The sequence below is a fragment of the Faecalibacterium sp. Marseille-P9590 genome (genome assembly GCF_017377665.1).
Taxonomy (GTDB): Bacteria; Bacillota; Clostridia; order Oscillospirales; family Ruminococcaceae; genus Faecalibacterium.
On the sequence record NZ_JAFREF010000007.1, the window covers coordinates 62,396 to 88,052 of the forward strand.

The following is a 25,657-nucleotide window of genomic DNA, read 5'->3' on the forward strand; positions in this document are numbered from 1 at the left end:
CCGTCCCGGGCAGCATTGCAGATGCCTTTTTGTCTCGTTCAATATCTCCTCAGCAGAAGGAGCTCCTGTGCCGCCCGGCTTGCGAACCGCGCTGCGCGGATGTCGTTCTCCTCGCTGGAGTGGAGTTCCATTTCCGGCGGGATGTCCTCGCAGGAGGCCAGCGGGAACACCACCTGCGCCCGGGTGCCGCCGCCCGGCCGGGCCGTCAGCGTCAGCTTCCAGCCTACACGGCGGCAGATGAGCTTACAGATGCGGAGACCCAGCTTTGCGCCGCTGAGGAAGCGGCGGTTGTTCTCGATGGGGTCTTCCTCCATCAGGCCGCAGCCGTTGTCTTCCACCCGGAGCACGACGCCGGTCTTTTTCTGTTTCAGGCTCACCCACACCCTGCCGCCTGCATCGCAGGCCCGCAGCGCGTTGGAGATGAGGTGGAGCATCAGCTGTTCGGCCTCATCGGGGACGCCCATGACGGTGCAGTGCTCGATGCCCCCGCTCTCCGTCGTGAGCGCTATTTCCAGTGACCGCTGGATGTCCGGGGCCAGACGGCCCGCTTTTTCCAGCAGACTGCACAGGTCCAGAGGCTGCAGCTCGCTCAGCTCTTCATTTTCCAGCTGATAAAGCGTTATGGCATTGCGTACCGTGCGGTCCAGCCGGGCAGACTCTATCTGGATGTCCGAAAGTGCCTGCCGGGTGGGCAGGTCGGCCGACGCCAGCAGATGCATCTGCAGATATTCCCGGTTCTGGTCGATGATGCCAAGGGCATGGAAGCACACATCCCCAAACTCCTCCCGAAGGAAGCCTCCTGCCCCATCGTTTCGCCTGTGCATTCTGCTCTACCTCCGCGTCGTGTGGTCAGCACCTCACTGCTGACTCAGTTTACTTTCCAGCGCATAAAGCAGGCGGCCGATGGTCACCTTCCTGCGCTCTAAGCCATACTCTTTTCGAAAATCCCGCCATGTCTGGGTACCGGTCTCGTCCAGCGTCTCCAGCAGCCGCCGGAGGGCGCTGTCCACAGCCGCCACGGTGAGATTGTATTCCTCCGCCACCGGCCCTAATATCTCCTTGCGGATGGCCAGACGGTGGTCAGAGCCCATCATCATCCGAAGCGCACCGGTCAGGTAGCGCTTGTTGGCATCGCAGGTGCTCAGACCCCAGCTGCGATAGATGCGCTCGCAGCGCTTTTCCAGACTCTCCGCCGGGCGATGGGCCGGAACGCGCAGCTCCTGCAGCATATCTTCCAGTGTGGCCTGACGGATGAGGTAGCATGCGTCCTCCTGACTCAGGCTCTCCACAGCCGATTTCTCATTGCGTCCGTCGTCCCGCAGAAGCACCAGAGGCTTGCGGGCAAGGCCGCGTATCTTGGGCAGGAACTGGATGCTGTCCATGTCCTCCAGTCTGCCGCCCAGCACCAGAACGTCCACATCGCCCTGCTCGAGCCGTTCCAGCAGCGTCCGGCTGTTGCGGTAGCCCGTACAGCGGATGGCCGGGTTGCGCTCCTCAAGATAGCGTGTCCATACCCGCATCTCTCTGGGGTCATAGCTGGCCAGAGCTACGCGCCATATGACGTCCTGTTCCTCATAACTCACACGACGCGCCCCCTTCCCGCAGGTTTTCTGCCTGCTCCGCCTGCGGATACCAGCAGGAAATAGCATCCTGCCACAGCTCCGGCTGGACCGAGTTCTCATACAAAAACTGCAGCAACCGTCCGCATTCCTCTTCCGGGGCCGGGACCCATGTACGGGCCGTGTCTGCCGGGTCGTCCGGAGCTTTTGTCCGGCTCACGGTCAGCCAGCAGCCCTGTCCCTCCGTCTCCAGAGAACAGGCAAGGGTATACGCCTCCTGATACGGTTCCAGCGCCGAAAAACTCCTCACCAATGGAACATTCTGTTTCATTCTGCATCCTCCTCACCCCATCTGCCCGGCCCTTCCACTTATGCCGGACAAACTACTTCATACTATACTGTATAAAATTGTATGGAGCGTCGAAAGGAGTTGCAACGACAAATTTGCGTCAGTTTTCGTCGAATTTTGGAACACTGAAAATATTAACATGGATATTGTCTCAAGAATACCATCAACCGCTCCAAAAATCAAGACACATCTGCCGCATCCTCCTGGTTTGGAACGCTTTTCCGCGCAGGATGCAACGCTTTTCCATCCTTCGGCAGAAAACACAGAACTTGGCACCCGTTACGACATAAATTGTTCATATTCTTCTGATAAAATCAAACAGATACTATGTTTCCCTCTCCGTCCACAAATGTCGGGCGGAACAGGTCAGCAGACACTCCCCCGTTCTGCTGCCGGAAAGGCAGGCCAATGCTTCAGCTTATCAATATCGAAAAGAAATACACCACCGGCGATCTGACACAGGCAGCGCTCAACGGGGTCAGCCTCAACCTGCGCGACAGCGAATTCGTCGCCGTCCTCGGCCCCAGCGGCTCGGGCAAGACCACGCTGCTCAACATCATCGGCGGCCTCGACCGCTACGACAACGGCGAGCTCATCATCAACGGCATCTCCACCCGCCGCTACACCGACCGGGACTGGGACTCCTACCGCAACCACACCGTCGGCTTTGTGTTCCAGAGCTATAACCTCATCCCCCACCAGACCGTCCTCGCCAACGTCGAACTGGCCCTGACCATCTCGGGCGTGTCGGGCGCTGAGCGCCGCCGCCGTGCCGCCGAGGCGCTGCGGCAGGTGGGCCTCGGGGACCAGCTCCACAAGCGCCCCACCGAGATGTCGGGCGGCCAGATGCAGCGCGTGGCCATCGCCCGCGCCCTCGTCAACAACCCCGACATCCTGCTGGCCGACGAGCCCACCGGCGCACTGGACAGCGAGACGAGCATCCAGGTCATGGAGCTGCTGAAGGATGTGGCAAAAGACCGCCTCGTAGTCATGGTCACGCACAACCCCGAACTGGCGGAGCAGTATGCAAACCGCATCGTCCGTCTGCGGGACGGCGCCATCACCGACGATACCCGCCCCTTCGAGCCGGACGACACAAAGCTTGCCCCTCCCATCCACAAGAACATGGGCCGTTCGTCCATGTCGTGGCTCACCTCGCTGGCCCTGAGCTTCAACAACCTGCGCACCAAAAAGGCCCGCACCCTGCTCACGGCCTTCGCGGGCAGTATCGGCATCATTGGCATCGCCCTCATCATCTCGCTGTCCACCGGCGTCAATGCCTACATTGCCGACATGGAGCGCTCCACCCTGAGCGAATACCCGCTGCAGATCCTGAGCAGCGGCGTGGACATCACGAGCTTTCTGTCCTCGGGCAGCAGCGGCGGCACCACAGCCACCGGCCTGCCCACCGACGAGGACGGCAAAAAGGACACCTCCGGCGGCGTGGAGGGAATGGTCTCGGTCCGCCAGCTCATCACCAAGATGGTGTCGGGCCTGACGTCCAACGACCTCACTTCCTTAAAGAAATATCTCGACAGCGACGAGTCCACCATTGCGGATGGCGCCACCTCCATCGAGTATTCCTACAGCGTCTCGCCCCAGATCTACCGGCAGAACGCCGACGGCAGTGTGCATCAGGTCAACCCGGACTCCACCCTCTCGATGCTGGGTCTGGGAAGCTCGGGTTCCGGCTCCACCTCCGTCACCAGCAGCCTGATGAACAGCATGGGCAGCAACACCAGCGTATTCTATCAGCTGCCCGCCAACAGTGACCTTTATAAGTCCCAGTACGAAGTCAAGGCTGGCCGCTGGCCCGAAAAGCCCACCGAATGTGTCGTCGTTCTGAGCAAATACGGCACCGTGACCGACTACGCCCTCTACTCCATGGGTCTGCGGGACTCCGCCGAGCTGGACAAGATGATACAGCAGTTCGCCCAGAACCAGAACGTCGATGTCCCCAGCGATTTCCGCACCTACAGCTACGACGAGCTGATGGGCCTGAAGTTCAAGCTGGTGAACAGCGCCGACACCTACGTCTACGACGACACCTACGGCATCTGGAAGAGCAAGGCCGACGACAAGGACTATATGCAGCAGCTGGTGGAGAACGGCGAGGACATCACCATCGTGGGCATCGTCCAGCCGGACTACACCGCCTCCGCTTCTATGCTCACCTCCGGCATCGCCTACCCCGCCTCCCTGACCGAGAAGGTCATGGATGACGCTGCCGACAGCGTCATCGTGAAGCAGCAGATGGCTGACCCCGCCACCAACGTCCTCACCGGCGAGAGCTTCGGCAAGGCTGAGAGCCTCCGCGACTTCGATTTGACCAGCCTCTTCTCCATCGACACCAACGCCCTCAAGAATGCCTTCTCTTTTGATGCCGATGCCCTCGACTTCGATTTGAACGGTGCCTTCGACCTCAGCAGCGGCAGTTTCGATTTGAGCAGCCTCATCGACTTCTCGGATTTTTCCCTCGACATTGACGAGCTTCCCGACATCGACCTCAGCGACGCCTTTGCAGAGCTGGACCTCTCCGTCTCGCCGGAGGCTCTGCAGGACCTCGTGCAGAAGGTGTTCAAGGACTATAAGAAATATATCATCGGCAACGGCATCCTCAACTTCAAGAAGTGGAGCTTTTCTGCCTACCTCAAGTCAGAGCAGTTCCAGAAGCTGATGGCCGAGTCCATGAAAGACCTCGTTGACCCGGACAAGCTGCAGGGGCAGCTCTCGAGCGCTCTGCAGACCACCATCCAGACCGTGATGGAGACCTACTCCGACCAGATCACAGAGGTGCTGAAAAGTCAGCTGGACGCTGCCATCCAGAAGGGCATCGTCACCTTCCAGGACCAGATACAGTCCCAGCTCAAGACGGCCATCCAGCAGAACATCGGCAAACTGAGCAGCCAGATGGAGAGCGCCATCAAGATCGACGCGTCGGCTTTCCAGAAGGCCATCCATCTCAACATGACCGCCTCCGAGCTGACCGAGCTGATGCGCTCCACCCTCCGCTCCTCTTCCGCCACCTATGAGGCCAACCTGACGGCCTTCGGCTACGCGGACGAGGCCGCCCCCAGCCAGATCAAGATCTATCCGAAGGACTTCGCCAGCAAGGCCACCATCCTGGAAAAGCTGGATGCCTACAACGCCGGGATGTCTGCAAAGGGTGAAGACGAAAAGATGGTGCAGTACACCGACCTCGTGGGTACCCTGATGACCAGCGTGACCGAGATCGTGAACATGATAAGCAGCATGATGGTGGCCTTCGTCTCCATCTCGCTGGCAGTCTCCTCCATCATGATCGGCGTCATCACCTATATCAGCGTCCTCGAGCGCCGGAAGGAGATCGGCATCCTGCGTGCCATCGGCGCTTCCAAACGGAACGTCTCCGAGGTGTTCAACGCAGAGACCTTCATCATCGGCCTCTGCTCGGGCGTCATGGGCATCGTCCTCAGCGAGATACTGCTCATCCCCGGAAACATCATCATCCAGAAAGTCTCCGGCACTTCGACTCTCGTTGCCTCCCTGCCCGTGGATGCAGCCCTCTTCCTCGTGGCACTGGCTACCCTGCTCACCATTCTGGCCGGCATCATCCCGGCCCGCGGCGCAGCCAAGTGCAACCCCGTCAAAGCCCTGCGCGCCGAGTAAACCCCAGAGATCTCATTCCCGGTATCCTTTCCGCTCCGGCGGCAGGGATACCGGGATTTTTTCGGCTTATTTTTGCTCCGGCCCGTCGGTTCAGCTTGTATCCATCCTGCATGAGAACGCGCTTTTTTGCTCTAAAAGTTACAAAAGAGTACGGTCGTCCCGGGAGATTTTGACGCGTACCGGGAATTACCGGAAATCAATTTGCTTTTCGCTCTGCGGGCAAATCAACCTGCACAAAGGAGGGTCGATTTGTTATGCAATTCTGCCAAAAGTGTTTCAGGGTTATTGATTTATTCCACAAATTATGCCATACTATAGTCACTGAAACCGTTCCCGACATCGTTCCCGCACGATTTCAGTAAAAACCAGAACTTCGACCGAAAGAGAGGTGCTTCCCGGAATGCCGAACATGACCATCAAAGACATTGCCCGTCTGAGCGGCTGTTCCGTCAGCACCATCTCCCGCGTCATCAATGACCGGCCGGATGTGCGTCCCGAAACGAAAGAAAAGGTGCTTCAGATGATGCGGGAGTCGGGCTTCGTGCCGAACACCAACGCCCGGCAGCTGAAGATCCAGCAGTCCCGCAGCCTCGTCTTTGTGGTCAAGGGTACCCGGAACCTCTTCTTCTCGGACTTCCTCGTTCAGCTGCAGCGGGCCGCGACCCTCTACGGGTACAGCGGCATCGTCTCCTACCTGGACGAGAATGCCAACGAGATAGACGCCGCCCAAAAGATCCTGCGGGAGATAAAGCCCAAAGGCATGATATTCCTCGGCGGCAGCGTGGCGAACTTCCAGCAGGGCTTTGCGAACATCACCGTCCCCTCGGTGCTGACGACGCTGGTCTCCGACGAGCTGGATTTCCCGAACCTCTCGATGGTGGGCGTAGATGACCGGGCTGCGGCCCGCACCGCCGTCTCCCACCTCATCGCGCAGGGCCACCGGAAGATAGCAGTTCTCGGCGGTCCGACCACCAGCTACCCCAGTCGGATGCGCCGCCTCGGCGCACAGGATGCCATGGAGGATGCCGGGCTCACCTTTGACGACCGGCTCTACGGCCTGTCTAACTACGATTTCGAGTCTGCCTACCACGCCATGAACAGCCTGCTGGCCCGCCGGGCCGAGTTCACCGCTCTGTTCGCCATGAGCGATGTCATCGCTTTCGGTGCCATCCGGGCGCTGGTGAGCGCCGGGTTCCGGGTGCCGGAAGATGTATCGGTCATCGGCTTCGACGGCATCTCGATGTCCCGCTACTGCGTGCCGGTGATGACCACCATCGTCCAGCCCGGCGAGCAGATCGCGCTCCAGAGCATCGAGCTGCTGGTGCGGCAGATCGAGCATGGCGCCCCGGCCCAGAAGATCACCCTCCAGCCTGAGCTGCAGGTCGGTGAGAGCGTAAGGGCTGTCTGATTTATTTCGTCTCATTTCCGCTGCCAGGCGGAATGTGTATATCACATGATGAAGAAGGAGAACAATTATGAAAAAAATGATCTCTCGTCGTAATTTCCTGAAAGTCGCTGGCGCTTCTGCTGCCGCCCTCGGTCTGGCTGCCTGCGGTGGTTCCTCCAGCAGCACCGCTGCTTCCACCGCCAGTTCTACCGCAGCTTCTGCCGCTCCCGCAGCTGCCGGCAAGGTCTACTACCTGAACTTCAAGCCCGAGCAGGATCAGGATTGGCAGGATCTGGCCGCTGAGTACACCAAGGAGACCGGCGTGCCTGTGACCGTTGTCACCGCTGCTTCCGGCCAGTACGAGACCACCCTGATGAGCGAGATGGAGAAGAGCGAAGCTCCTACCCTGTTCCAGGTCAACGGCCCTGTGGGTCTGGCAAACTGGAAGGACTACTGCCTGGACCTGTCCGACAGCAAGCTGTACGGTGAGCTGACCAGCGACTCCTTTGCACTGAAGGACGGCGATGCCGTTACCAGCATCGCTTACGTCATCGAGACCTACGGCATCATCTACAACAAGGAGCTGCTGACCGCCGCCGGCTACACCCAGGACGACATCAAGGGCTTCGATGACCTGAAGAAGGTCGCCGACGACATTCAGGCCCGCAAGGCTGAGCTGGGCGTTGATGGTGCTTTCACCTCCGCCGGCATGGACGGTTCTTCCGACTGGCGCTTCAAGACCCATCTGGCAAACCTGCCCATCTACTACGAGTACAAGGCTGACGGCATCGGCTCCACCGACGCCATCAAGGGCACCTACCTCGACAACTACAAGAAGATCTGGGACCTGTACATCACCGACTCTACCTGCGACCCCAAGCTGCTGGCTTCCAAGACCGGCAACGACGCCGTGGCTGAGTTCGTGGGCAAGAAGGCCGTCTTCTACCAGAACGGCACCTGGGCTTACAATGACGTGAAGGATCTGGGCGACGACAACCTGGGTATGCTGCCCATCTACATCGGCGCTGAGGGCGAGGAGAACCAGGGCCTGTGCACCGGCTCCGAGAACTTCTGGTGCGTCAACAACACCTCCTCCGATGAGGACATTCAGGCTACTCTGGACTTCCTGTACTGGTGTGTCACCTCTGAGGCCGGCACCAGCGCGATGGCTGACAAGATGGGCTTCGTCATCCCCTTCAAGAAGGCTAAGGACTCCACCAACCCCCTCATCGGCATCGCCAACGATTACGTTGCTGAGGGCAAGACCAGCGTTGACTGGTGCTTCTCCACCATGCCTTCCGAGGAGTGGAAGAACGGCGTCGGCTCTGCACTGACTGCTTATGCAGCAGGCACTGGCAGCTGGGACGATGTGGTCACCGCCTTTGTGGACGGCTGGGCCAAGGAGTACAAGCTGGCCAACGGCTAAACGTTCTCCTTCTTCCGCAGTAGCTGGATAACGGGGAGGCGGGCGATGTGTTCGCCCGCCTCCCCTTCTTTTTCAGGAGGTATATCATGCAAAAGGCCATCAGTAAATATTGGCCGGTGTTCGTACTGCCCACTCTGCTGGCGTTCATCATCGGCTTCATCTGGCCCTTCATCTGGGGCATCTATCTTTCCTTCCAGCGTTTCACCACCGTGAGCAAGACCACCTTCGTGGGCCTGCAGAACTACATCAACGTCTTTTCGGACGAGACCTTCCTCCACGCTTTCAGCTTTACGGCGGCGTTCACCGTGGTGTCCACCGTTCTCATCAATGTCTGCGCCTTCGCCATCGCGCTGGTGCTCACCCGCGGCATCCGCGGCACCAACATCTTCCGCACCGTCTACTTCATGCCGAACCTTATCGGCGGCATCCTGCTGGGCTACATCTGGCAGATCCTGCTCAACGGTGTGCTGGCCAACCTGCAGAGGCCTCTGCTGGCGCTGGACGCCAAGGCCGGTTTCGTCGGTCTGGTCATCCTGATGTGCTGGCAGCAGATCGGCTACATGATGATCATCTACGTCGCGGGTCTGCAGAGCGTCCCCGGCGACCTCATCGAGGCTGCGAAGATCGACGGCGCAAATGACCGTGAGATCCTGTTCAAGATCAAGATCCCGATGGTCATGCCCAGCGTCACCATCTGCACTTTCCTCACCCTGACCAACAGCTTCAAGCTGTTCGACCAGAACGTGGCCCTGACCGCCGGTGAGCCTGCCAACGCCAGTGAGATGCTGGCCCTGAACATCTACAACACCTTCTATGGCCGCTCTGGTGCTCAGTGGAAGGGCATCGGTCAGGCAAAGGCCGCGGTGTTCTTCCTTATCGTCGTGATCATCTCGCTCATCCAGCTCAAGTTTACCCGTTCCAAGGAGGTGCAGCAGTAATGCCGAAAGATAAAAAAATGTGGGACAACATCCTCACTGTCATCATGAGCCTGCTGTGCCTGCTCTGGATCTACCCCATCGTCCTGATCTTGCAGAACAGCCTGAAAATAGAAGGCACCTTCACCACTTCCACCGTCTTCAAGCTGCCTACGGCTGAGACCTTCGCGGGCCTTAGCAACTACATCTACGGCGTCACCAAGATGGGCTTTCTGTCCAGCCTTGGCTACAGCCTCGTCATCACCGTGTCCAGCGTGGCCCTCATCCTGCTGTGCTGCTCCATGACCGGCTGGTACCTTACCCGCGTGAACAACAAGCTGAGCAAGTTCATGAATCTGCTCATCGTCTTCTCCATGGTCGTCCCCTTCCAGATGGTCATGTTCACCCTGTCCAAGACCGCCGACACCCTCAATCTGAACACCCCCTGGAACATCTGCATCATCTATCTGGGCTTCGGTGCCGGTCTGGCCGTGTTCATGTTCACCGGCTTCATGAAGAGCGTCCCCATCGAGATCGAAGAGGCTGCCATGATCGACGGCTGCAGCCCCATCCAGATCTTCTTCAAGGTCGTCTTCCCCATCCTCAAGCCCACCATGATCTCCACCGCCATCCTTGAAACGATGTGGGTCTGGAACGACTACCTGCTGCCCACGCTGGTGCTGGACATCAAGAAGTACCGCACCATTCCCATGGCCATTCAGTATTTCCGCGGCGGCTATGGCCGCGTCGAGCTGGCCCCCATGATGGCCTGCATCATCATCGCCATCATCCCCATCATCATCCTTTACATGACCTGCCAGAAGTACATCATCGAGGGTGTCGTGGCAGGCGCTGTCAAGGGTTAAAACAAGGAGGTTCCAGCCATGCGTGCAAGCGGCATTCTGATGCCCGTCTTCAGCCTGCCGGGTCCTTACGGCATCGGCACGCTGGGAAATGAAGCCTTTGCCTTCGTCGATTTCCTTGCGGCTGCAAAGCAGACCTACTGGCAGATACTCCCCATCGGCCCTACGGGCTATGGGGACAGCCCCTACCAGAGCTTTTCTGCCTTTGCCGGCAACCCTTACTTTATCGATTTTCGTCTGTTGGCAGCGGACGGCCTCCTCACCGAGGCTGAGCTGCCCGCGCCCCAGCCGGTGGGTCCCGTCGATTACGGTGCGCTCTACCAGCAGCGGCCCGTGGTGCTCCATAAAGCGGCTGACCGTCTGCTGGCTTCCCCTACCCCGGCCTATGAGGCTTTCTGTGAAGCCCAGAGCGGCTGGCTCGAGGACTATGCCCTCTTCATGGCCGTTAAGGCCGAGCAGAAGCAGGCCGGTCTCTCCGACTGGCCCGACGACCTGCGCACCCGGGAGCCTGCGGCCCTCGCCGCTGCCAAGGAGCGGCTGGCCGATGAGGTGGACTACTACAAGGCCGTGCAGTTCTTCTTCTACACCCAGTGGAACGCCCTCAAGACCTACGCCAACAGCCACGGCATCCAGCTGGTGGGCGACATCCCCATCTACGTCAGCCCCGATTCCAGCGACCTCTGGACCCACCCGGAGCTGTTCCAGACCGACGGCGCCGTCCACCTGACCAGCGTTGCCGGATGTCCGCCCGACGCCTTTGCCGCCGACGGTCAGCTCTGGGGCAACCCGCTCTACGACTGGCCCCGCCACGAGGCCGAAGACTTCCGCTGGTGGAAGCAGCGCATCAAGCACGCCACTTCCATCTACGACGTCGTCCGCATCGACCATTTCCGGGGCTTCGAGAGCTACTACTCCATCCCCGCCGGGAACAAAACCGCTGCGGGCGGTCACTGGGAGAAAGGCCCTGACCGCGCCTTCATCGACGCCATGCACAAGGCTCTGGGCGAGGGCGGCATCATCGCCGAGGATCTGGGCTATCTGACCCCCGAGGTCAAGGCCATGCTGGCCGCAAGCGGCTACCCGGGCATGAAGATCATGCAGTTCGCCTTCGACAGCCGCGAGCCGGGCAACTACCTGCCCTACACCTACCCCCGCAACAGTGTGGTCTACACCGGCACTCACGACAACGTGACCGCCGAGGGCTGGCGTCAGAGCGCCAGCGCCGAGGATGTGGCCTATGCCTGCCGCTACCTGCGCTGCGCACCCGAAGACCTCACCGAGGCCATGATATGCGCCTGCCTTTCCTGCGTGTCGGACATGGCTGTCATCCCGCTGGCCGACTGGCTCCATCTGGACGCTGAGGCCCGCATCAACACCCCCAGCACCCAGGGTGCCAACTGGCAGTGGCGGCTCACCCAGCCGCTCACCCCGGCCCTCAGCGCTCACATCGCTGAGCTGACCGCGCTGTACCACCGTGTGCCGGGCGAAGAACTTTAAGCTTTCCCCATTTTTCTCCGATTCATCCTGATAGCAGCAGCGCCCTGCCTGCCGTCCCCTCACCGGACAGCAGCCGGGGCGCTGCTGTTTTTGCGTTTTTCTTCAAATTTCACACAACATTTTTTCGGAGTCTCCGGCCTGCTTTGCTCTTTATATTTTATCGTTTTTTCGTTCGTTTCTCCTGGATTTTCCGTTTTGGAGTCCCAAATCCCGTTCCGATTATGTTTTTTCGCTCTCTTGTTGTTTTTGGGCAATTATGCTATAATTCAGGTAACTTAGTCTCCGTCTGTGGACGGAGCGCATGTGCGAAAGGAGCATTCCCACTATGGAACTTACATATCAGAGCCCGCTGATGCCGGCTTCCTACACTGCCCTCTCTGCCGATGAAATGACCTATATTGATGGCGGTGCCATCCAGATAGGCTCTTATCTCATCGAATTCCATCCCGAGGCCCTGCTTCAGTCTGTGGTCAACTTCACGGTCAACTTTGGCCAGCTGATGGGCAAAGCCGCCCTCGGCACAGCCGTTGGCGGCCTCATCCTGATGCACAAGGATGGTCTGACTCTGTCCCAGTCGGTCTCCTATTACTGGGATGGCCAGAACAAGGCCGGCAAAGCTGCCACTGTGGCGGTCGGCGCTCTCGCTGGCTGGTACGGCGCAATGCAGGCTATCCAGATCTATAACACGGTCAAGTCCATCTTCATCGAGCTCAAGAATGCTTACGCGCAGACCAAGGCAAATATTGCCGCGTCCCAGCAGCAGGATGCCGGCATCACCGACCCCATCGTGGCTGCAGCTGCCTGAGTCTGTTTGATTTGACGGAGTGATAGAAAGGAGTCGTTTATGAAACGCATCCAGATGCCTTCTTCCTATGCTGTTGTACCGGACGGAGAAAAAGCCCTTCTTGGCGGCGGCGGCGCATTTCGTGACGCATGGACCTCATTTACGGACCATCTCCGTTTCACTGATTTCTTCTTTAGAGGTGGACTGCTCTCTCTCTCCATCTCGTTCATTCCGAAGCTGCTGTTCAATGTGGTCAAGGCCGGCTTCAATGCCGTGGAAGGCGTTCACACCTTCTTCTTCGGCGGACCGAGCAAGGCTGCAGAAGACCTTCAGACCTACAAGAACGATATGAGCGCTCTGCGTGCAGACGCAAAGTCTCAGCGCGGCTGATTTTTCCTGAAATCAAAAATGCCCTGCGGCGGTGGATCCTCACCATGCCGCAGGGCATTCTTTTTGTGTTTTACATGACCCGCACGGCTCCCTGTTCCCGCAGCGAGAGCAGATAGCAGCAGCCCGGGCCGAACAGCGCCTCCATCGCAGCGCAGTAGCGCTTTACCAGCGCATCCGGTACAAAAGCCTGGATCGTTCCTGCAAAGCCGCCGCCCTGCATCCGCCATGCACCGCCGGTGCCTGCAAGGATGCTCTGGCTGATAGCCAGCGCCGCCGACAGCCCCTGATGCTTCGGTGAAGAAGCACAGTAGACATTCTGGCAGCACTCAAAGGACGAGTGGCCGCTCTTCTCCACCAGCCGGGCAAAGGCGGCAAAGTCTCCTGCCACAAGAGCATCTCTCTGGGCAAGGGTACGGGCATTCTCCTCAAAATAGTGGATGGCACGCAGCACGGCGCGGTCGCCGCATTGTTCCCGCAGGCGGGGCAGCTCCTGCCAGAAGTGTTTCTCCTCCACCTCGCCCAGCACCCTGCCGCCCAGACAGGCCGCCACGGCTTCCATCTCGTTCCGGATGGCCGCGAACTCGCCGGTCAGCTCGCTGTGGCTGGCACGGGTATCGGTGACACAGAGGGTCATGCCCTCGGGCAGGACGCCGTCCGCATGTATCTTCTCGATCTTCGGTGCCGTCGGGTCGGCAAAATCCGCAAAGAGCACACCGCCCACGGCGCTGGTCAGCTGGTCCAGCAGGCCGCTGGGCTTGCCGAAGTAGGTATTCTCCGCAAACTGGCAGATGCGGGCCAGCGCAGGGGCGTCCATGCCGCAGCCGTATTCCGTGTTGAGGATAATGGCCACGCCCATCTCAAAGGCTGCTGAGCTGGACAGTCCCGAGCCCCGCAGCACATCGCTGGCCGTGTAGGCATCGAAGCCGCCCACATCGCAGCCCTTTCCCCGGAAGCCCTCCGCGATGCCCCGGATGAGGCTGGCCGAGTGGGTGCTCTCCCCCTGCTGCGGCTCCGCTTCGGTCAAATCAATGACGTCCAGCTTGTTGAAGCCACGAGACTTGACCCGGATGAAGCCATCCTCGTTCCGGGACGCCACCGCCACAAGGTCCAGCGTAACCGCACCCGCAAGGCCGTAACCGTGCTGGTGGTCGGTGTGGTTGCCGCCAAGCTCTGTGCGGCCCGGGGCCGAATAGACCTGCACCTGCCGCCCCGGCCCATAGTAAAGCTCAAACTGCTCAAGGGCCGCACCATAACGGCTGCGCTGGCGGACCAGGACCTCCTCGCTGCTGCCGTAGAGCGCGGCCAGCGTGGCGTCCCACCTCCCTGCTGCGATTTGTTCTCTGAGCTGCCTGCTGGTTGCCATCCAGAACCCCTCCCTGCACTCTCTGCAATGTTCGGTTTGTTACCGCTATTGTAATGCATCCACTGCCATTTTGCAATTTCAACCCGCAAAAAAAGTAATTTTCGGTGTCCAGCCCAAAGAATAAGATGTACTTTTGTTGAATTTGCGGGGGCAGATGTGGTATACTCAGGCTATAGAGCCAACAGGCAGGAGGGAACCGCAATGGCAGACGTCTACAAGCAGTCGTTCAAGCAGAACTACACCAACAACATCGAGCTGTCCATCTTCAACTGCGGTCTGGAGCGCTGTGCTCCGGGGCAGACCTGGGGTCCCGGCATCCGGGACCACTACCTTATCCATCTAGTCGTCTCGGGCAAGGGCGTGTTCGAGGTCGGCGGACGCACCTATGAAGTCGTGCCGGGCGATCTGTTCTTTGCCCGCCCCAGCCAGCTCATCCGCTATACTGCCGACGAGGCCCAGCCGTGGGAATACAGCTGGGTCGGCTTCAACGGTGCCTGCGCCCACAAGCTTGCGGCGCAGCTGCCTTTCACCGACGCTGCTCCCGTCCACCACACCCAGGACCTGGAGGGGATGCGGGCGGCCCTGAGCAGCATCTACTCTTCCCGCGGCCTGCAGCCCCAGGACGAGGCCGCGATGGTGGGCTATCTCTACCTGTTCATCGCCGCCCTGATGCGGGAGACCAGCGAGAGCCGCCCCCACAGCACCTCTTCTTCCAGCCAGTATGTCCTGAACGCCATCAAGTACATCCAGTTCAACTACTCCCACGACATCTCCATCGACGATGTCGCCAAGAGCGTCGGCGTCTCCCGGAGCCATCTGTACCGGGTGTTCATGCTCAATGTGGGCAAGAGCCCCATCGACTATCTGACCGAATACCGGGTCAACGAAGCCTGCAAGCTGCTGCGCAGCGGCACACTGTCCATCGCCGAGGTGGCGGCATCGGTGGGCTTCCTCGACCAGTTCTATTTTTCGCGGGTGTTCAAGCGCGCCAAAGGTGTGCCGCCTAGCAAGTATATGACTTCGCAGGCTGACGCAGACGTCCAGCCCGCCCCTGACGAGACATAAGGAGAGATCATTCCATGCCCTTACAGAAAAACCAGCTTCTCACCCTCCGCATCGAGCGTCTTTCCAGCGACGGCAGCGGCGTTGCCCACTCGCCGGAGGGCGAGGCCGTCTTCGTCCCGGGTACTGCCCCCGGCGATGAGGCTCAGGTGCGTATCGTCAAGGACTGTGGCCGGTATGCCTTCGGCATCCTGGACAAACTGCTCACTCCTTCGCCTGACCGCATCCCGGTGGACTGTGCTGTCGCAGGCCCCTGCGGCGGGTGCAGCCTGCGGCACATGGACTACGCCGCCGAGCTGCGGTCCAAGCAGGAGAGCGTCGCCGACGCCTTCCGCCGCATCGGCGGACTGGATGTGCCGGTGCTGGATGCCCTTCCCTCCCCTGAGGTGGACCGCTACCGCAACAAGGTACAGTTCCCGGTGGGCCGCGACAAAAACGGTGCGCCCTGCATCGGCTTTTACGCCGGCCGCACCCACCGCATCGTCCCCTGCCCCGATTGCAAATTACAGCCCGGCGTCCTGAACGACATCGGCAACGCGCTCTGCAGCTTCTTCGCCGCCCACGGCATCCAGCCCTACGACGAGGAGAGCGGCAAGGGCCTTGTTCGGCATATCTTCCTGCGCCGGGGTACACACAGCGGCCAGATCATGGTCTGCCTCGTCTGCACCCGCCCGAAGTTTCCCCACAGCGAGGAGCTCGTGGCCGCGCTGCGGGAGCAGTTCAGCGATATTGCGTCCGTCCTCATCAACGTCAACGCCAAGAAGACCAACGTCATCTTGGGTGAAGAGACCGTCTCGCTCTACGGCCCGGGCTACATCGAGGATACTCTTTGCTGTGTGCCGGTCCGACTCGGCCCCCTCTCCTTCTATCAGGTCAACACACTGGCCGCTGAGCGGCTCTACGGCATCGCTGCCGAGTACGCCCAGCTGGAACCCTCGGACGTTCTGCTCGACCTCTACTGCGGCATGGGTACCATCGGTCTCTCCATGGCCGACCGCTGCCGGGAGCTCATCGGCGTGGAGATCGTGCCTGAGGCTATTGACAGCGCCAAGGCCAACGCCGCCCGGATGGGCGACGCCGTCGCCGCCAAGAGCCGCTTCTTCTGCGCCGACGCCGGTCAGGCTGCGGCCCGCCTCGCCGCTGAGGGCCTGCGGCCTGATGTCATCATGCTCGACCCTCCCCGCAAGGGCTGCGACGAGACGACTCTTTCCGCCGTCGTCCAGATGTCCCCCCGCCGGGTGGTCTATGTCAGCTGCAACCCCTCCACCGCCGCAAGAGATGCCGCATGGCTCGAAGAGCATGGGTATCATGCGGAGAAGGTGCAGCCGGTGGACCTTTTTCCACGAACACGGCATTGCGAATGTGTCATTGCGCTTTCCAAGGGCGAGATCGACTCCTGAAAAGGGATACTTTAAGATGATATAAATTCAAACCACGGTTCGTCGGAGCGTTATGTTCTCTGCGAGCCGGTGGTTCTCCCTCGCTCAAGCTGCTCAATAACAAAAAACGGTCGGAGTTACTCGTCAGGCAACTCCGACCGTTTTTTCTCTTTTTATTCCTCTTCGTCCCTGGCCCAGTGATAGGCGCAGCGGACAGCCTTATTCCAGCCCTTGATGCGCTTGGTGCGTTCCTCTTCCGAGATGGCCGGGCGGAACACGCGGTCCACCGACCAGTTGCGGGTGATGTCCTCGGCGGACTGCCAGTAGCCTACGGCGAGGCCGGCCAGATAGGCCGCGCCCAGCGCCGTCGTTTCCACGCAGCGGGGGCGCTTGACTTCGAGGTCGCTGATGTCAGCCATGGTCTGCATGAGGTAGTTGTTGGCCGACGCACCGCCGTCCACCCGGAGAGACTTCATGACGATGCCGGAGTCCGCCGCCATGGCGCGGAGGACGTCGTTGACCTGATAGCAGATGCTGTCCAGCGTGGCGCGGATGATGTGGTACTTGTTGCAGCCCCGGGTGAGGCCCACAATGGTGCCGCGGGCGTACTGGTCCCAGTGGGGCGCGCCGAGGCCGGTGAAGGCCGGCACGACGTAACAGCCGTTGGTGTCCTTGACCTTCTGGGCCATATACTCGGAGTCGCGGGCCTCTTCCAGCAGGCGCAGCTCATCGCGGAGCCACTGGATGGCCGCACCGGCCACGAAAATAGAGCCTTCCAGCGCATAATTCACCTTGCCGTCGGGGCCGCAGGCGATGGTGGTGACAAGGCCGTTCCGGGATGTGACCGGCGTCTCACCGGTGTTCATGAGCAAAAAGCCGCCGGTGCCGAAGGTGTTTTTCGCCTCGCCGGAGGCAAAGCAGGTCTGGCCGAAGAGGGCCGCCTGCTGGTCGCCTGCCGCACCGGCAATTTTTATCTCGCCGCCGAAGTGCATCGGGTCAGCGTACTCATAAAAGCCGCTGGACGGCACCGGCTTCGGGAGCATACATTTCGGGATGTTCAGCTCCTGCAGGATCTCGTCGTCCCATTCCAGCGTGTGGATGTTGAACATCATGGTGCGGCTGGCGTTGGTATAGTCGGTGACGTGCAGTTTTCCGCAGGTCAGCTTCCAGATGAGCCAGGTCTCCACGGTGCCGAAGAGCAGTTCTCCCCGCTCGGCCCTTTCGCGGGCGCCGGGGATATGATCCAGTATCCACTTGAGCTTGGTGGCCGAGAAATAGGCGTCGATGATGAGGCCGGTCTTCTGCCGGAATTTCTCCGTCAGGCCCCGGGCCTTCAGCTCGTCGCAGTATTCGCTGGTGCGGCGGCACTGCCAGACGATGGCGTGGCAGATGGGCTCCCCGGTCTCCTTGTCCCAGACGATGGTGGTCTCCCGCTGGTTGGTGATGCCGATGGCGGCGATGTCCTCGGCTCGGGCGCCGACCTTGTTCATGGCCGAGAGGGCCACGCCCAGCTGGGTGGCCCAGATCTCATTGGCGTCGTGCTCCACCCAGCCGGGTCTCGGGTAATACTGGGCAAATTCCTTCTGCGCGACACTGCAGATCTCACCCGCTTTGTTGAACAGGATACAGCGGTTCGAGGTGGTTCCGGCGTCCAGCGCCATGATGTACGACATAGGCTCTTTTCTCCTTTTCCTGCTCTGGTTTTATAGTGTCAGAACGCCAGCGCGGGGCTCACTTCATTCCGTCGCTGGGTCTGGACGATACAATCCTTGTCCGGCACGACGCCCGCCGTACCGAGGGTGGAAAAGACGGTCTGCAGCGCCAGCATAGGGGTGTTGTTCTCCTGCGAGAGGTGACAGAGGGCAAACTTCTTGCAGCCCTCCTGGATGAGTTCCAGCAGCTTTGCCGCGCACTCGTCGTTGGAGAGGTGGCCCCGGACCGACTCGATGCGGGCGCGCAGATAGTAGGGGTACGGCCCGCTGCGGAGCATATGCAGGTCGTAGTTGCTCTCGAGGGCCACAAGGTCGCAGCCGGAGAGGGCTTCATGTACAGCAGGAGTCAGCACACCGAGGTCGGTGGCGATGGTCATGGTCTTCTTGTCGGGGGTATGGATGCGGTAGCCTACACAGGGGACGTCGTGGCTGGTGGGAAAAGCTTTGACCCCAAAGACACCGATGTCCTCTTCCCTGCCCGGCGTCAGGGCCGTCAGGTCGCAAGTGGCCGGGACAACGCCGTTTGCGTCCAGAAATTCCAGTGTTTCCTCTGCGCCGTACACTGGCAGCGGATATTTTTTCAGGAAGGTGGAAAGGCCCTTCACATGGTCGCTATGCTCATGGGTGACAAGAATGCCGTCGCAGTCGGAAATGTTCAGCTCCAGCTCCTTGAGGGCTGCGCCGGTGGTGCGGACGCCTTTGCCCATATCCACGATGAGATACCGCTCCCCACAGCGCACGACGCTGCTGTTACCGGAGGAACCGGAATAAAGAGAGATAAATTCAGACATGATAACCTCAACAAATAAAACCCCTCCGTCTGCTGCGCAGTCATAAAAACGCAGGGACCTGACGGACTGCCAATGCCTCCCCTCGACAGGGGAGGCGGCACGCCGCAGGCGTGACGGAGAGGTTTTTCTAATTACAGAGCCTGTTCCAGTGCAGCGGGCATCCGCTCCACCTTCTTGATGTCAGCACCGAGGCCGCGCAGCTTCTCCACGATGTTCTCGTAGCCGCGCTCGATATGGCCGATCTCCTCGATTTCGCTGGTGCCGTCGGCCATCAGGGCTGCAACGACCATCGCTGCACCGGCGCGCAGGTCGGAAGCGCGGAGCGGAGCGGGAGAAAGCTTCTCCACGCCCTCGAACACGGCCACCTGACCGTCCACCTGGACATTCGCGCCCATCTTGCGCAGCTCATCCACATAGCGGAAGCGGTTATCCCACACGCTCTCGGTGACGGTGGAAGTTCCCTTTGCCACGCTGAGCAGAACGCCCATCAGGGGCTGCATATCGGTGGGGAAGCCCGGGTGGGGCATGGTGTTGATCTTGAGGGGCAGGATGTCGCCGGTGCGGCGAACCCGCACAGCATCGTCAAACTCCTCCACCTCAATGCCCGCACGGCGGAGCTTTGCGGTGATAGGCTCGAGGTGCTTGGGGGTGACGTTCTTCACCAGCACATCGCCGCCGGTGGCCGCTGCAGCCACCATGTAGCTGCCGGCCTCGATCTGGTCGGGGATGATGCTGTAAGTGCAGCCGTGCATCTGCTCGACGCCGCGCACCTTGATGACATCGGTGCCTGCGCCGCGCACATCAGCGCCGCACATATTCAGGAAGTTGGCCAGATCGACCACATGGGGCTCCTTGGCACAGTTTTCCAGAATGGTCTGACCCTTGGCCATGACAGCGGAGAGCATACCGTTCATGGTAGCGCCCACGCTCACCTTATCAAAGAAGATATGAGCGCCGTTCAGCTCGTCGGCGTGGACGGTGATCATGCCGTAGTCCACACTGTCCTCTGCGCCCAGAGCGCTGAACACCTTCAGGTGCTGGTCGATGGGGCGGGGGCCGAGGTTGCAGCCGCCAGGCATGGCCACCTCGGCCTTGCCGAAGCGGGACAGCAGTGCGCCGAGGAAATAGTAGCTGGCGCGCATCTGGCGGGACAGGTCGTCGGGGACATTGGTGCCGGTCAGATGGGTGGTGTCGATCTCGTAGGTGTTCTTGTTCAGCATCCGGACCTTAGCGCCCAGCACGCTGAGGATCTTGAGGCTCACCGCCACATCGCTGATGTCCGGCAGGTTCTCGATGACGCAGACGTCCGCTGCCAGAATGGTAGCAGGCAGGATGCCCACAGCCGCATTCTTCGCGCCGGAGATGACGACTTCGCCGTGCAGGGGCTTACCGCCCGTAATAACAAACTTTTCCAATTTTATGATCTCCTTGTCACAGTCCCGCTCCCCGCAGGCCCAAAAGGTCAGTTCAAGGTACGTTATTCCTTCTCGCTGTACAAAGCTCACAACCAGTTGGCATAATTACAGCTACTTTATTATACACAACTTCCAGCAAAAAGCAAAGCCCCAATGCACGCTCGTCGATTATTTTCTGTTTTGCCCAGTTTCTTTTCTATTATTCTCGGATTTTGTCTCTTATTTTCAGGAAAATTTTACATTTGCCACTGCTTACCACACACTGTCGTCGCAGCGGGTCTCCTTGATCCAGCCCAGCTGATAGGCGCGGACCAGCTGTTTGAGGTCGTGGACCTTCTCCCGCAGGATCTCGCCCTCGTCGGTCTCCTCCACGAGGATGCGGTGGTTCTCCGTCTCGAGGATGTTCTTCTGGGAGAGGATGTCCAGATTCTCGTTCACAGCCTTTTCGGCGCTCTCGAAGGGCTGGTGGGTGCGCAGGGACATGGTGCGGCTGGAATAGACCAGCGTGTAGCCCGCGATGCCGGTCTTTTCGTGGTAGGCGCGGCAGAAACCGCCGTCGATGACCACGAGGCGTCCACCGCCCTTGATGGGGCTCTCGCCCTTCTTCTCCTGCACGGGGACATGGCCGTTGACGATGTGGCTGGTGCCGGGCAGGCCGAACTCGGCGAGGATGCGGCGGCAGACGGCTTCCTCATTATACCATGTATAATAGGGGTCCTTTACCTCGGTGTGAGTGGAAGCGTCTTCGACATACAGCCGCTCGAAGGTGGTCATAGCGCTGCGGCCATACAGGGGCGACAGCTTGCCGCACCACAGATACCACAGGAAATCCTGTCCGCTCTGGCGGGCGGCGCTGCCCTCGGGGGCGAAGTAGCCCCGGCGGGCGCGCTCGTCGCAATAGTCCATGAGGGCGCGGCCCGAATAGGCGTGGCCCTCGAACCGCTCCACAGCGAAGGTGCCTTTCTTAGTCATCGGCACCGCGCCGTGGTAGAGCAGGTTGCCGTTCTCGATGTGGTAGACACTGCCCTTGGCGTACAGGAACTCGACGTGCTGCTGTAATTTCTCACTCTGGCGGAAGGACTGCACCAGCTTTTGCAGCACCACCTTCTCATCGCTGTTCAGCGCGGTGGGGTCGGCAGGGTCTACCGTCGGGAAAGACGTATCCCGCATGGGGTACTCCCTGCCGCCCACCATGACGGTCCCCTTCTCCCAGTTGATGCGGCGCAGGAAGTCGCGGTCCTGCATCTTGAAATCCGGGTTGCGGTCGATGACCTGACACTCGAGCTTGAGCATCAGGATGGTGATGGCCTTATGCATGACGGCGCAGCGATGGAGCATACCGGGGGTGTAGGGGCCGCGGGCAGTGTCGGTGTGAGGCATCCAGATGGTCAAGTCGTCGTCGCCGTAGAACTGCTCGGCCATCCGCTGCAGGTGGCGGAGGTTGATGCCGTAGCAGTCCTCCACCATGCCGTGGTTGTGGTAAGAGAGGGTGGTCTTCAGCACCGTGCAGATGCAGATGGGACTGCCGGCCGCCGCGCCCATCCAGACCACGTCGTGGTTACCCCACTGGATGTCCACATCGTGGTGGTGCATCAGCAGGTCAAGGATGACGTCGGGGCGGGGACCGCGGTCGAACAGGTCGCCCACGATGTGGAGCTTGTCCACAGCCAGCCGCTTGATGAGCTCACAGAGACGGACGATGAACTTATCGGCGCGGCCATTCTCGATGATGCTGCCGACGATCTGGCCGTAGTAGAGGTCTTTGTCGTGGTCCTCGAAGTGGGCGTGGAGCAGCTCATCCAGAATGTAACCGCAGCTGGACGGCAGGCAGGCCCGGACATGCTCCCGGGTGTGCTTGGAAGAGACGAGGCGGCAGATGTCGATGAGCCGCAGCAGCGTCTCACTGTACCACTGTTCCAATGCTTCCTCGTCGGCGCAGCGCTCCTTGAGCTGGGGCAGCTTCTCGCTCGGATAATAGATCAGAGTCGCCAGCTCGGCCCGCGTCCCCTCCGGCACGGTATCCCCCAGCACAATGTCTACCTTTTCGCGGATGACGCCGGAAGCGGAGTTCAGGATATGTACGAACGCCTCGTTCTCACCGTGCAGGTCGCTCATGAAGTGCTCGGTGCCTTTGGGCAGCTTGAGCAGTGCCTGTGTGCTGATGATCTCGCTGGCGGCCGCTGCCTGCGAGGGGTAGTCCCGGGCCAGAAGGCTCAGATATTTCAGGTTGTCCCGGATCTCTTCGGTCTCTGTACGCATGGTATCCTCCAAATCATGTAGTATTCTTGCATGACATGCAATATTCAATCTTAGTATACCACTTCCAGGGGCAAAAATGATATAATAGCCTCGGATAATTTAATATGATTCTTTCTCATAGGAGTTGGACAATATGTCTCAAAACATTTCCACAACGCCGCCTGTCTCCTGTACCCTCTGCCCCCGCCGCTGCGGCGCAGACCGCGCCGCCGGGCAGACAGGCTTCTGCGGGGCGGGCGGCACCCTGAAAGCCGCCCGCGCGGCCCTGCACTTCTGGGAAGAGCCCTGCATCAGCGGCACCCGGGGCAGCGGCACCGTGTTTTTCTCGGGCTGCACTCTCAAGTGTTGTTTCTGCCAGAATTACCCCATCAGCGCCGAGGGACTGGGCAAAGAGATCACGATAGAGCATCTGGCCGAAATTTTCCTCGATCTGCAGAAGCAGGGCGCCCACAACATCAACCTCGTCACCCCCGGCCAGTGGCGGCCCTGGATCATCGCGGCGCTGGACATTGCCCGGGCCGAGGGGCTGCGTCTGCCCATCGTCTGCAACACCGGCGGCTACGAGACGGTGGAGAGCGTGGAGGCGTGGCGCGGCTATATCGACATCTGGCTGGCCGATTTGAAGTACGTCTCCTCTTCCCTCTCCGCCGAGCTTTCCTCTGCGCCGGACTACTTCGCCCAGGCCAGGCCTGCCATCGAGGCCATGATGGCGCAGGCGGGCCATCCGGTGTTCGACAGCGAGGGCATCTTACAGAAAGGCGTCATCCTGCGGCATCTGGCCCTGCCCGGCCACATCGACGACAGTTTTGCCGTCCTCGACCGGATGGCCGCATGGAACGAGGCCGACCCCGGCTGCTTCATCCCCAGTGTCATGAGCCAGTACACCCCCTTTTACAAGGCCGCAGAGCACGGCATCGGGCGGCGCATCACCACCTATGAGTACCGCCGGGTGGTCAATTATGCCATGGATCTGGGGCTGACCGCCGGCTATATGCAGCAGAAGAGCAGCGCCCGGGAGGAGTATACACCCAGCTTTGATTTGACGGGCATTTAACCAGCCGGTAAACCTATCAGAGGCAGGTGGAGGGGAGTTTCCCAAGCAAATGTCCAGAGAAGTGGGGCCCCGGCGCGAAGCGTTGGGGCGAAACCGTGGGTTTCGGGTCCCATTTGCGGGGAAACTACCGGATGTCCTGCTGATACGCTTTCCGTCACAATCCACAAAAATCCCACCAAATTTTCTCTCGCAGTGTTTTTCTTTTCCTTGCAAATCCTCTCCGAAAGCACTATAATGGATACAACGATGTGCGTCATGTGGGGTCTGGCTGCCCTGCTGAGCACCAAACGCCCCGTCTCAAGAATGGTATATGAGAGGCGGCGGCTCAAATGCCCGAGAAGAGCAACAGGAGGACCGTTATGGAACATTTCAACCCCATTCTGGGCCACGAGACGACCGGACCGAAATTCATCACCTGCGGCGAGATCATGCTGCGCCTGACCCCGCCGAACTACGAAAAACTCCGCATGGCCACCAACTTTGAGGCCAGCTACGGCGGCAGCGAGGCCAACATCGCCCTCGCGCTGGCAAACCTCGGCGTGGACAGCACCTTCTTCAGCGTCGTGCCGAACAACAGCCTCGGCAAAAGCGCCGTGCGCTGGCTGCGCTCCAACGACGTCCACTGCACCCCCATGATCCTCACCGAGCCGGATGAGACGCCCTCCAACCGTCTGGGTACATACTACCTCGAGACCGGCTACGGCATCCGCCCCTCCAAAGTCATCTATGACCGCAAGCACAGCGCCATCACCGAGTACGATTTCTCTCAGGTCGATCTGGACGAGTTGCTGGAGGGCTTCGACTGGCTGCACCTGAGCGGCATTACCCCGGCTCTGGCCCCCAACTGCCGCGGCCTCATCATCGATATGCTCAAGGAGGCCAAGAAGAAGGGCCTGACCGTCAGCTTCGACGGCAACTTCCGCTCCACCCTCTGGACCTGGGACGAGGCCCGCGACTTCTGCACCGAGTGCCTGCCCTATGTGGACGTGCTGCTGGGCATCGAGCCCTACCACCTGTGGAAGGACGAGAACGACCACTCCAAGGGCGACTGGAAGGACGGCGTGCCTCTGCAGCCCAGCTATGAGCAGCAGGACGAAATTTTCCAGCACTTCATCGAGCGCTACCCCAGCCTGAAGTGCATCGCCCGCCACGTCCGCTATGCCCACAGCGGCAGCGAGAACAGCCTGAAAGCCTTTATGTGGTATGACGGCCACACCTTCGAGAGCAAGCTGTTCACCTTCAACATCCTCGACCGCGTGGGCGGCGGCGACGCCTTCGCCAGCGGCCTCATCTACGCCATGCTCCACAACTACAAGGCCATGGACATGATAAACTTTGCGGTGGCAAGCAGCGCCATCAAGCACACCATCCACGGCGATGCCAACATCACCGACGATGTCAGCTCCATCCGCAACCTGATGAACATGAACTACGACATCAAGCGCTAAAGCAAACCAAAACGGCTCCGGTACGTCTAAACTGCGTACCGGGGCCGTTCTTTTTATGTTATGCCGCGCCGGCACTTCCTGCCGGATGACGATAAGTATGACTCTTGAAAGATTTTTTGAGCTTTTTCCTGTCAGATCATTGACAAACCGCTTTTTGCATGATAAAATCACACACGATTTTGAGAGACGAAGCGTGTCGAAGTCTTTTCAAAGCAATTTACCTTGGACCGCCCATCGGGGCTAAGGCCATACGGACAGCCGGGTCCACTGCCGACCGGCGGCGCAAGCTGCCATTATTGATTGAACGTCATAGTTCAAATTTTATAAGTTGGTTCCTTTACAACCATGAAATTGCGC

At 59.9% G+C, this 25,657-nt stretch carries 20 protein-coding genes; 12 read left to right on the forward strand and 8 right to left on the reverse strand.

Annotated elements, in window-relative coordinates:
- Nucleotides 1–38: 38 nt before the first annotated feature.
- From J3349_RS09220 to J3349_RS09230, 3 genes are read right to left on the reverse strand one after another with little or no spacing between them, the layout of a single operon-like run.
- Complete coding sequence (locus J3349_RS09220) at nucleotides 39–824, reverse strand: HAMP domain-containing sensor histidine kinase (protein ID WP_207677207.1); 786 nt, start codon at nucleotides 822–824, stop codon at nucleotides 39–41.
- Between the two features lie 33 nt (nucleotides 825–857).
- Entirely contained in the window at nucleotides 858–1,583 is a 726-nt protein-coding gene (locus J3349_RS09225; protein WP_207677208.1) for a hypothetical protein, read from the reverse strand.
- Complete coding sequence (locus tag J3349_RS09230) at nucleotides 1,573–1,890, reverse strand: hypothetical protein (protein WP_158396985.1); 318 nt, start codon at nucleotides 1,888–1,890, stop codon at nucleotides 1,573–1,575. The genes J3349_RS09225 and J3349_RS09230 overlap by 11 nt, the downstream gene beginning before the upstream one ends.
- Nucleotides 1,891–2,316: 426 nt before the next feature.
- Here J3349_RS09230 and J3349_RS09235 point away from each other — a divergent pair, with 426 nt between their 5' ends.
- From J3349_RS09235 to J3349_RS09270, 8 genes are all read left to right on the forward strand, one after another.
- Nucleotides 2,317–5,556 carry an ATP-binding cassette domain-containing protein gene (locus tag J3349_RS09235; RefSeq protein WP_207677209.1) on the forward strand — a complete coding sequence of 1,080 codons (3,240 nt, stop codon included), beginning with the start codon at nucleotides 2,317–2,319 and terminating at the stop codon, nucleotides 5,554–5,556.
- 409 nt (nucleotides 5,557–5,965) lie between these two features.
- On the forward strand, nucleotides 5,966–6,964 hold the full coding sequence (locus J3349_RS09240; RefSeq protein ID WP_242699594.1) for a LacI family DNA-binding transcriptional regulator: 999 nt from the start codon (nucleotides 5,966–5,968) through the stop codon (nucleotides 6,962–6,964).
- 67 nt (nucleotides 6,965–7,031) lie between these two features.
- A complete protein-coding gene (locus J3349_RS09245; protein ID WP_207677210.1) occupies nucleotides 7,032–8,369 on the forward strand; it encodes an ABC transporter substrate-binding protein in 1,338 nt (445 codons plus the stop codon).
- An 86-nt stretch (nucleotides 8,370–8,455) separates the two neighbouring features.
- Nucleotides 8,456–9,307, forward strand: a complete 852-nt coding sequence (locus J3349_RS09250) for a sugar ABC transporter permease (RefSeq protein ID WP_158396980.1) — start codon at nucleotides 8,456–8,458, stop codon at nucleotides 9,305–9,307.
- Nucleotides 9,307–10,149 (forward strand): carbohydrate ABC transporter permease, encoded by an 843-nt coding sequence (locus J3349_RS09255; RefSeq protein ID WP_158396978.1) that lies wholly within the window; start codon nucleotides 9,307–9,309, stop codon nucleotides 10,147–10,149. The genes J3349_RS09250 and J3349_RS09255 overlap by 1 nt, the downstream gene beginning before the upstream one ends.
- Before the next feature lie 18 nt (nucleotides 10,150–10,167).
- Complete coding sequence (gene malQ, locus J3349_RS09260; RefSeq protein ID WP_207677211.1) at nucleotides 10,168–11,643, forward strand: 4-alpha-glucanotransferase; 1,476 nt, start codon at nucleotides 10,168–10,170, stop codon at nucleotides 11,641–11,643.
- Between the two features lie 325 nt (nucleotides 11,644–11,968).
- Entirely contained in the window at nucleotides 11,969–12,448 is a 480-nt protein-coding gene (locus J3349_RS09265; protein WP_158396974.1) for a hypothetical protein, read from the forward strand.
- A gap of 39 nt (nucleotides 12,449–12,487) precedes the next feature.
- Nucleotides 12,488–12,817 carry a hypothetical protein gene (locus J3349_RS09270; protein WP_158396972.1) on the forward strand — a complete coding sequence of 110 codons (330 nt, stop codon included), beginning with the start codon at nucleotides 12,488–12,490 and terminating at the stop codon, nucleotides 12,815–12,817.
- Nucleotides 12,818–12,887: 70 nt separating this feature from the next.
- Here J3349_RS09270 and J3349_RS09275 read toward each other — a convergent pair whose 3' ends face one another.
- Entirely contained in the window at nucleotides 12,888–14,180 is a 1,293-nt protein-coding gene (locus J3349_RS09275) for a galactokinase family protein (protein WP_207677212.1), read from the reverse strand.
- Nucleotides 14,181–14,381: 201 nt separating this feature from the next.
- Between J3349_RS09275 and J3349_RS09280 the strand changes: the two genes are divergently transcribed.
- Nucleotides 14,382–15,245: an AraC family transcriptional regulator gene (locus J3349_RS09280; RefSeq protein ID WP_158396968.1), complete on the forward strand. Its 864-nt coding sequence runs from the start codon at nucleotides 14,382–14,384 to the stop codon at nucleotides 15,243–15,245.
- Between the two features lie 14 nt (nucleotides 15,246–15,259).
- Complete coding sequence (gene rlmD / locus J3349_RS09285) at nucleotides 15,260–16,642, forward strand: 23S rRNA (uracil(1939)-C(5))-methyltransferase RlmD (protein WP_207677213.1); 1,383 nt, start codon at nucleotides 15,260–15,262, stop codon at nucleotides 16,640–16,642.
- 152 nt (nucleotides 16,643–16,794) lie between these two features.
- Here rlmD and glpK read toward each other — a convergent pair whose 3' ends face one another.
- The 4 genes from glpK to J3349_RS09305 all read right to left on the reverse strand — a co-directional run bounded on the left by glpK (nucleotide 16,795) and on the right by J3349_RS09305 (nucleotide 22,798).
- Nucleotides 16,795–18,294 (reverse strand): glycerol kinase GlpK, encoded by a 1,500-nt coding sequence (glpK, locus tag J3349_RS09290; protein ID WP_207677214.1) that lies wholly within the window; start codon nucleotides 18,292–18,294, stop codon nucleotides 16,795–16,797.
- A gap of 38 nt (nucleotides 18,295–18,332) precedes the next feature.
- Nucleotides 18,333–19,124: an MBL fold metallo-hydrolase gene (locus J3349_RS09295; RefSeq protein WP_207677215.1), complete on the reverse strand. Its 792-nt coding sequence runs from the start codon at nucleotides 19,122–19,124 to the stop codon at nucleotides 18,333–18,335.
- A gap of 131 nt (nucleotides 19,125–19,255) precedes the next feature.
- Entirely contained in the window at nucleotides 19,256–20,539 is a 1,284-nt protein-coding gene (locus tag J3349_RS09300) for a UDP-N-acetylglucosamine 1-carboxyvinyltransferase (RefSeq protein WP_207677216.1), read from the reverse strand.
- Between the two features lie 252 nt (nucleotides 20,540–20,791).
- The gene (locus J3349_RS09305; protein ID WP_207677217.1) at nucleotides 20,792–22,798 is read right to left on the reverse strand and encodes a fructose-1,6-bisphosphatase; all 2,007 of its coding nucleotides are present in this window, start codon (nucleotides 22,796–22,798) and stop codon (nucleotides 20,792–20,794) included.
- A gap of 133 nt (nucleotides 22,799–22,931) precedes the next feature.
- Here J3349_RS09305 and J3349_RS09310 point away from each other — a divergent pair, with 133 nt between their 5' ends.
- A complete protein-coding gene (locus J3349_RS09310; RefSeq protein ID WP_207677218.1) occupies nucleotides 22,932–23,852 on the forward strand; it encodes a 4Fe-4S cluster-binding domain-containing protein in 921 nt (306 codons plus the stop codon).
- 359 nt (nucleotides 23,853–24,211) lie between these two features.
- A complete protein-coding gene (locus J3349_RS09315; protein WP_158396921.1) occupies nucleotides 24,212–25,300 on the forward strand; it encodes a sugar kinase in 1,089 nt (362 codons plus the stop codon).
- Nucleotides 25,301–25,657: the final 357 nt, after the last annotated feature.

Bases quoted from the DNA above. Each gene is read 5' to 3' on its own strand.
- J3349_RS09220 (WP_207677207.1), bottom strand. From the start codon at position 824: ATGCACAGGCGAAACGATGGGGCAGGAGGCTTCCTTCGGGAGGAGTTT.
- J3349_RS09230 (WP_158396985.1), bottom strand. From the start codon at position 1,890: ATGAAACAGAATGTTCCATTGGTGAGGAGTTTTTCGGCGCTGGAACCG.
- J3349_RS09235 (WP_207677209.1), top strand. From the start codon at position 2,317: ATGCTTCAGCTTATCAATATCGAAAAGAAATACACCACCGGCGATCTG.
- J3349_RS09240 (WP_242699594.1), top strand. From the start codon at position 5,966: ATGACCATCAAAGACATTGCCCGTCTGAGCGGCTGTTCCGTCAGCACC.
- J3349_RS09245 (WP_207677210.1), top strand. From the start codon at position 7,032: ATGAAAAAAATGATCTCTCGTCGTAATTTCCTGAAAGTCGCTGGCGCT.
- J3349_RS09250 (WP_158396980.1), top strand. From the start codon at position 8,456: ATGCAAAAGGCCATCAGTAAATATTGGCCGGTGTTCGTACTGCCCACT.
- J3349_RS09255 (WP_158396978.1), top strand. From the start codon at position 9,307: ATGCCGAAAGATAAAAAAATGTGGGACAACATCCTCACTGTCATCATG.
- malQ (WP_207677211.1), top strand. From the start codon at position 10,168: ATGCGTGCAAGCGGCATTCTGATGCCCGTCTTCAGCCTGCCGGGTCCT.
- J3349_RS09265 (WP_158396974.1), top strand. From the start codon at position 11,969: ATGGAACTTACATATCAGAGCCCGCTGATGCCGGCTTCCTACACTGCC.
- J3349_RS09270 (WP_158396972.1), top strand. From the start codon at position 12,488: ATGAAACGCATCCAGATGCCTTCTTCCTATGCTGTTGTACCGGACGGA.
- J3349_RS09275 (WP_207677212.1), bottom strand. From the start codon at position 14,180: ATGGCAACCAGCAGGCAGCTCAGAGAACAAATCGCAGCAGGGAGGTGG.
- J3349_RS09280 (WP_158396968.1), top strand. From the start codon at position 14,382: ATGGCAGACGTCTACAAGCAGTCGTTCAAGCAGAACTACACCAACAAC.
- rlmD (WP_207677213.1), top strand. From the start codon at position 15,260: ATGCCCTTACAGAAAAACCAGCTTCTCACCCTCCGCATCGAGCGTCTT.
- glpK (WP_207677214.1), bottom strand. From the start codon at position 18,294: ATGTCGTACATCATGGCGCTGGACGCCGGAACCACCTCGAACCGCTGT.
- J3349_RS09295 (WP_207677215.1), bottom strand. From the start codon at position 19,124: ATGTCTGAATTTATCTCTCTTTATTCCGGTTCCTCCGGTAACAGCAGC.
- J3349_RS09305 (WP_207677217.1), bottom strand. From the start codon at position 22,798: ATGCGTACAGAGACCGAAGAGATCCGGGACAACCTGAAATATCTGAGC.
- J3349_RS09310 (WP_207677218.1), top strand. From the start codon at position 22,932: ATGTCTCAAAACATTTCCACAACGCCGCCTGTCTCCTGTACCCTCTGC.
- J3349_RS09315 (WP_158396921.1), top strand. From the start codon at position 24,212: ATGGAACATTTCAACCCCATTCTGGGCCACGAGACGACCGGACCGAAA.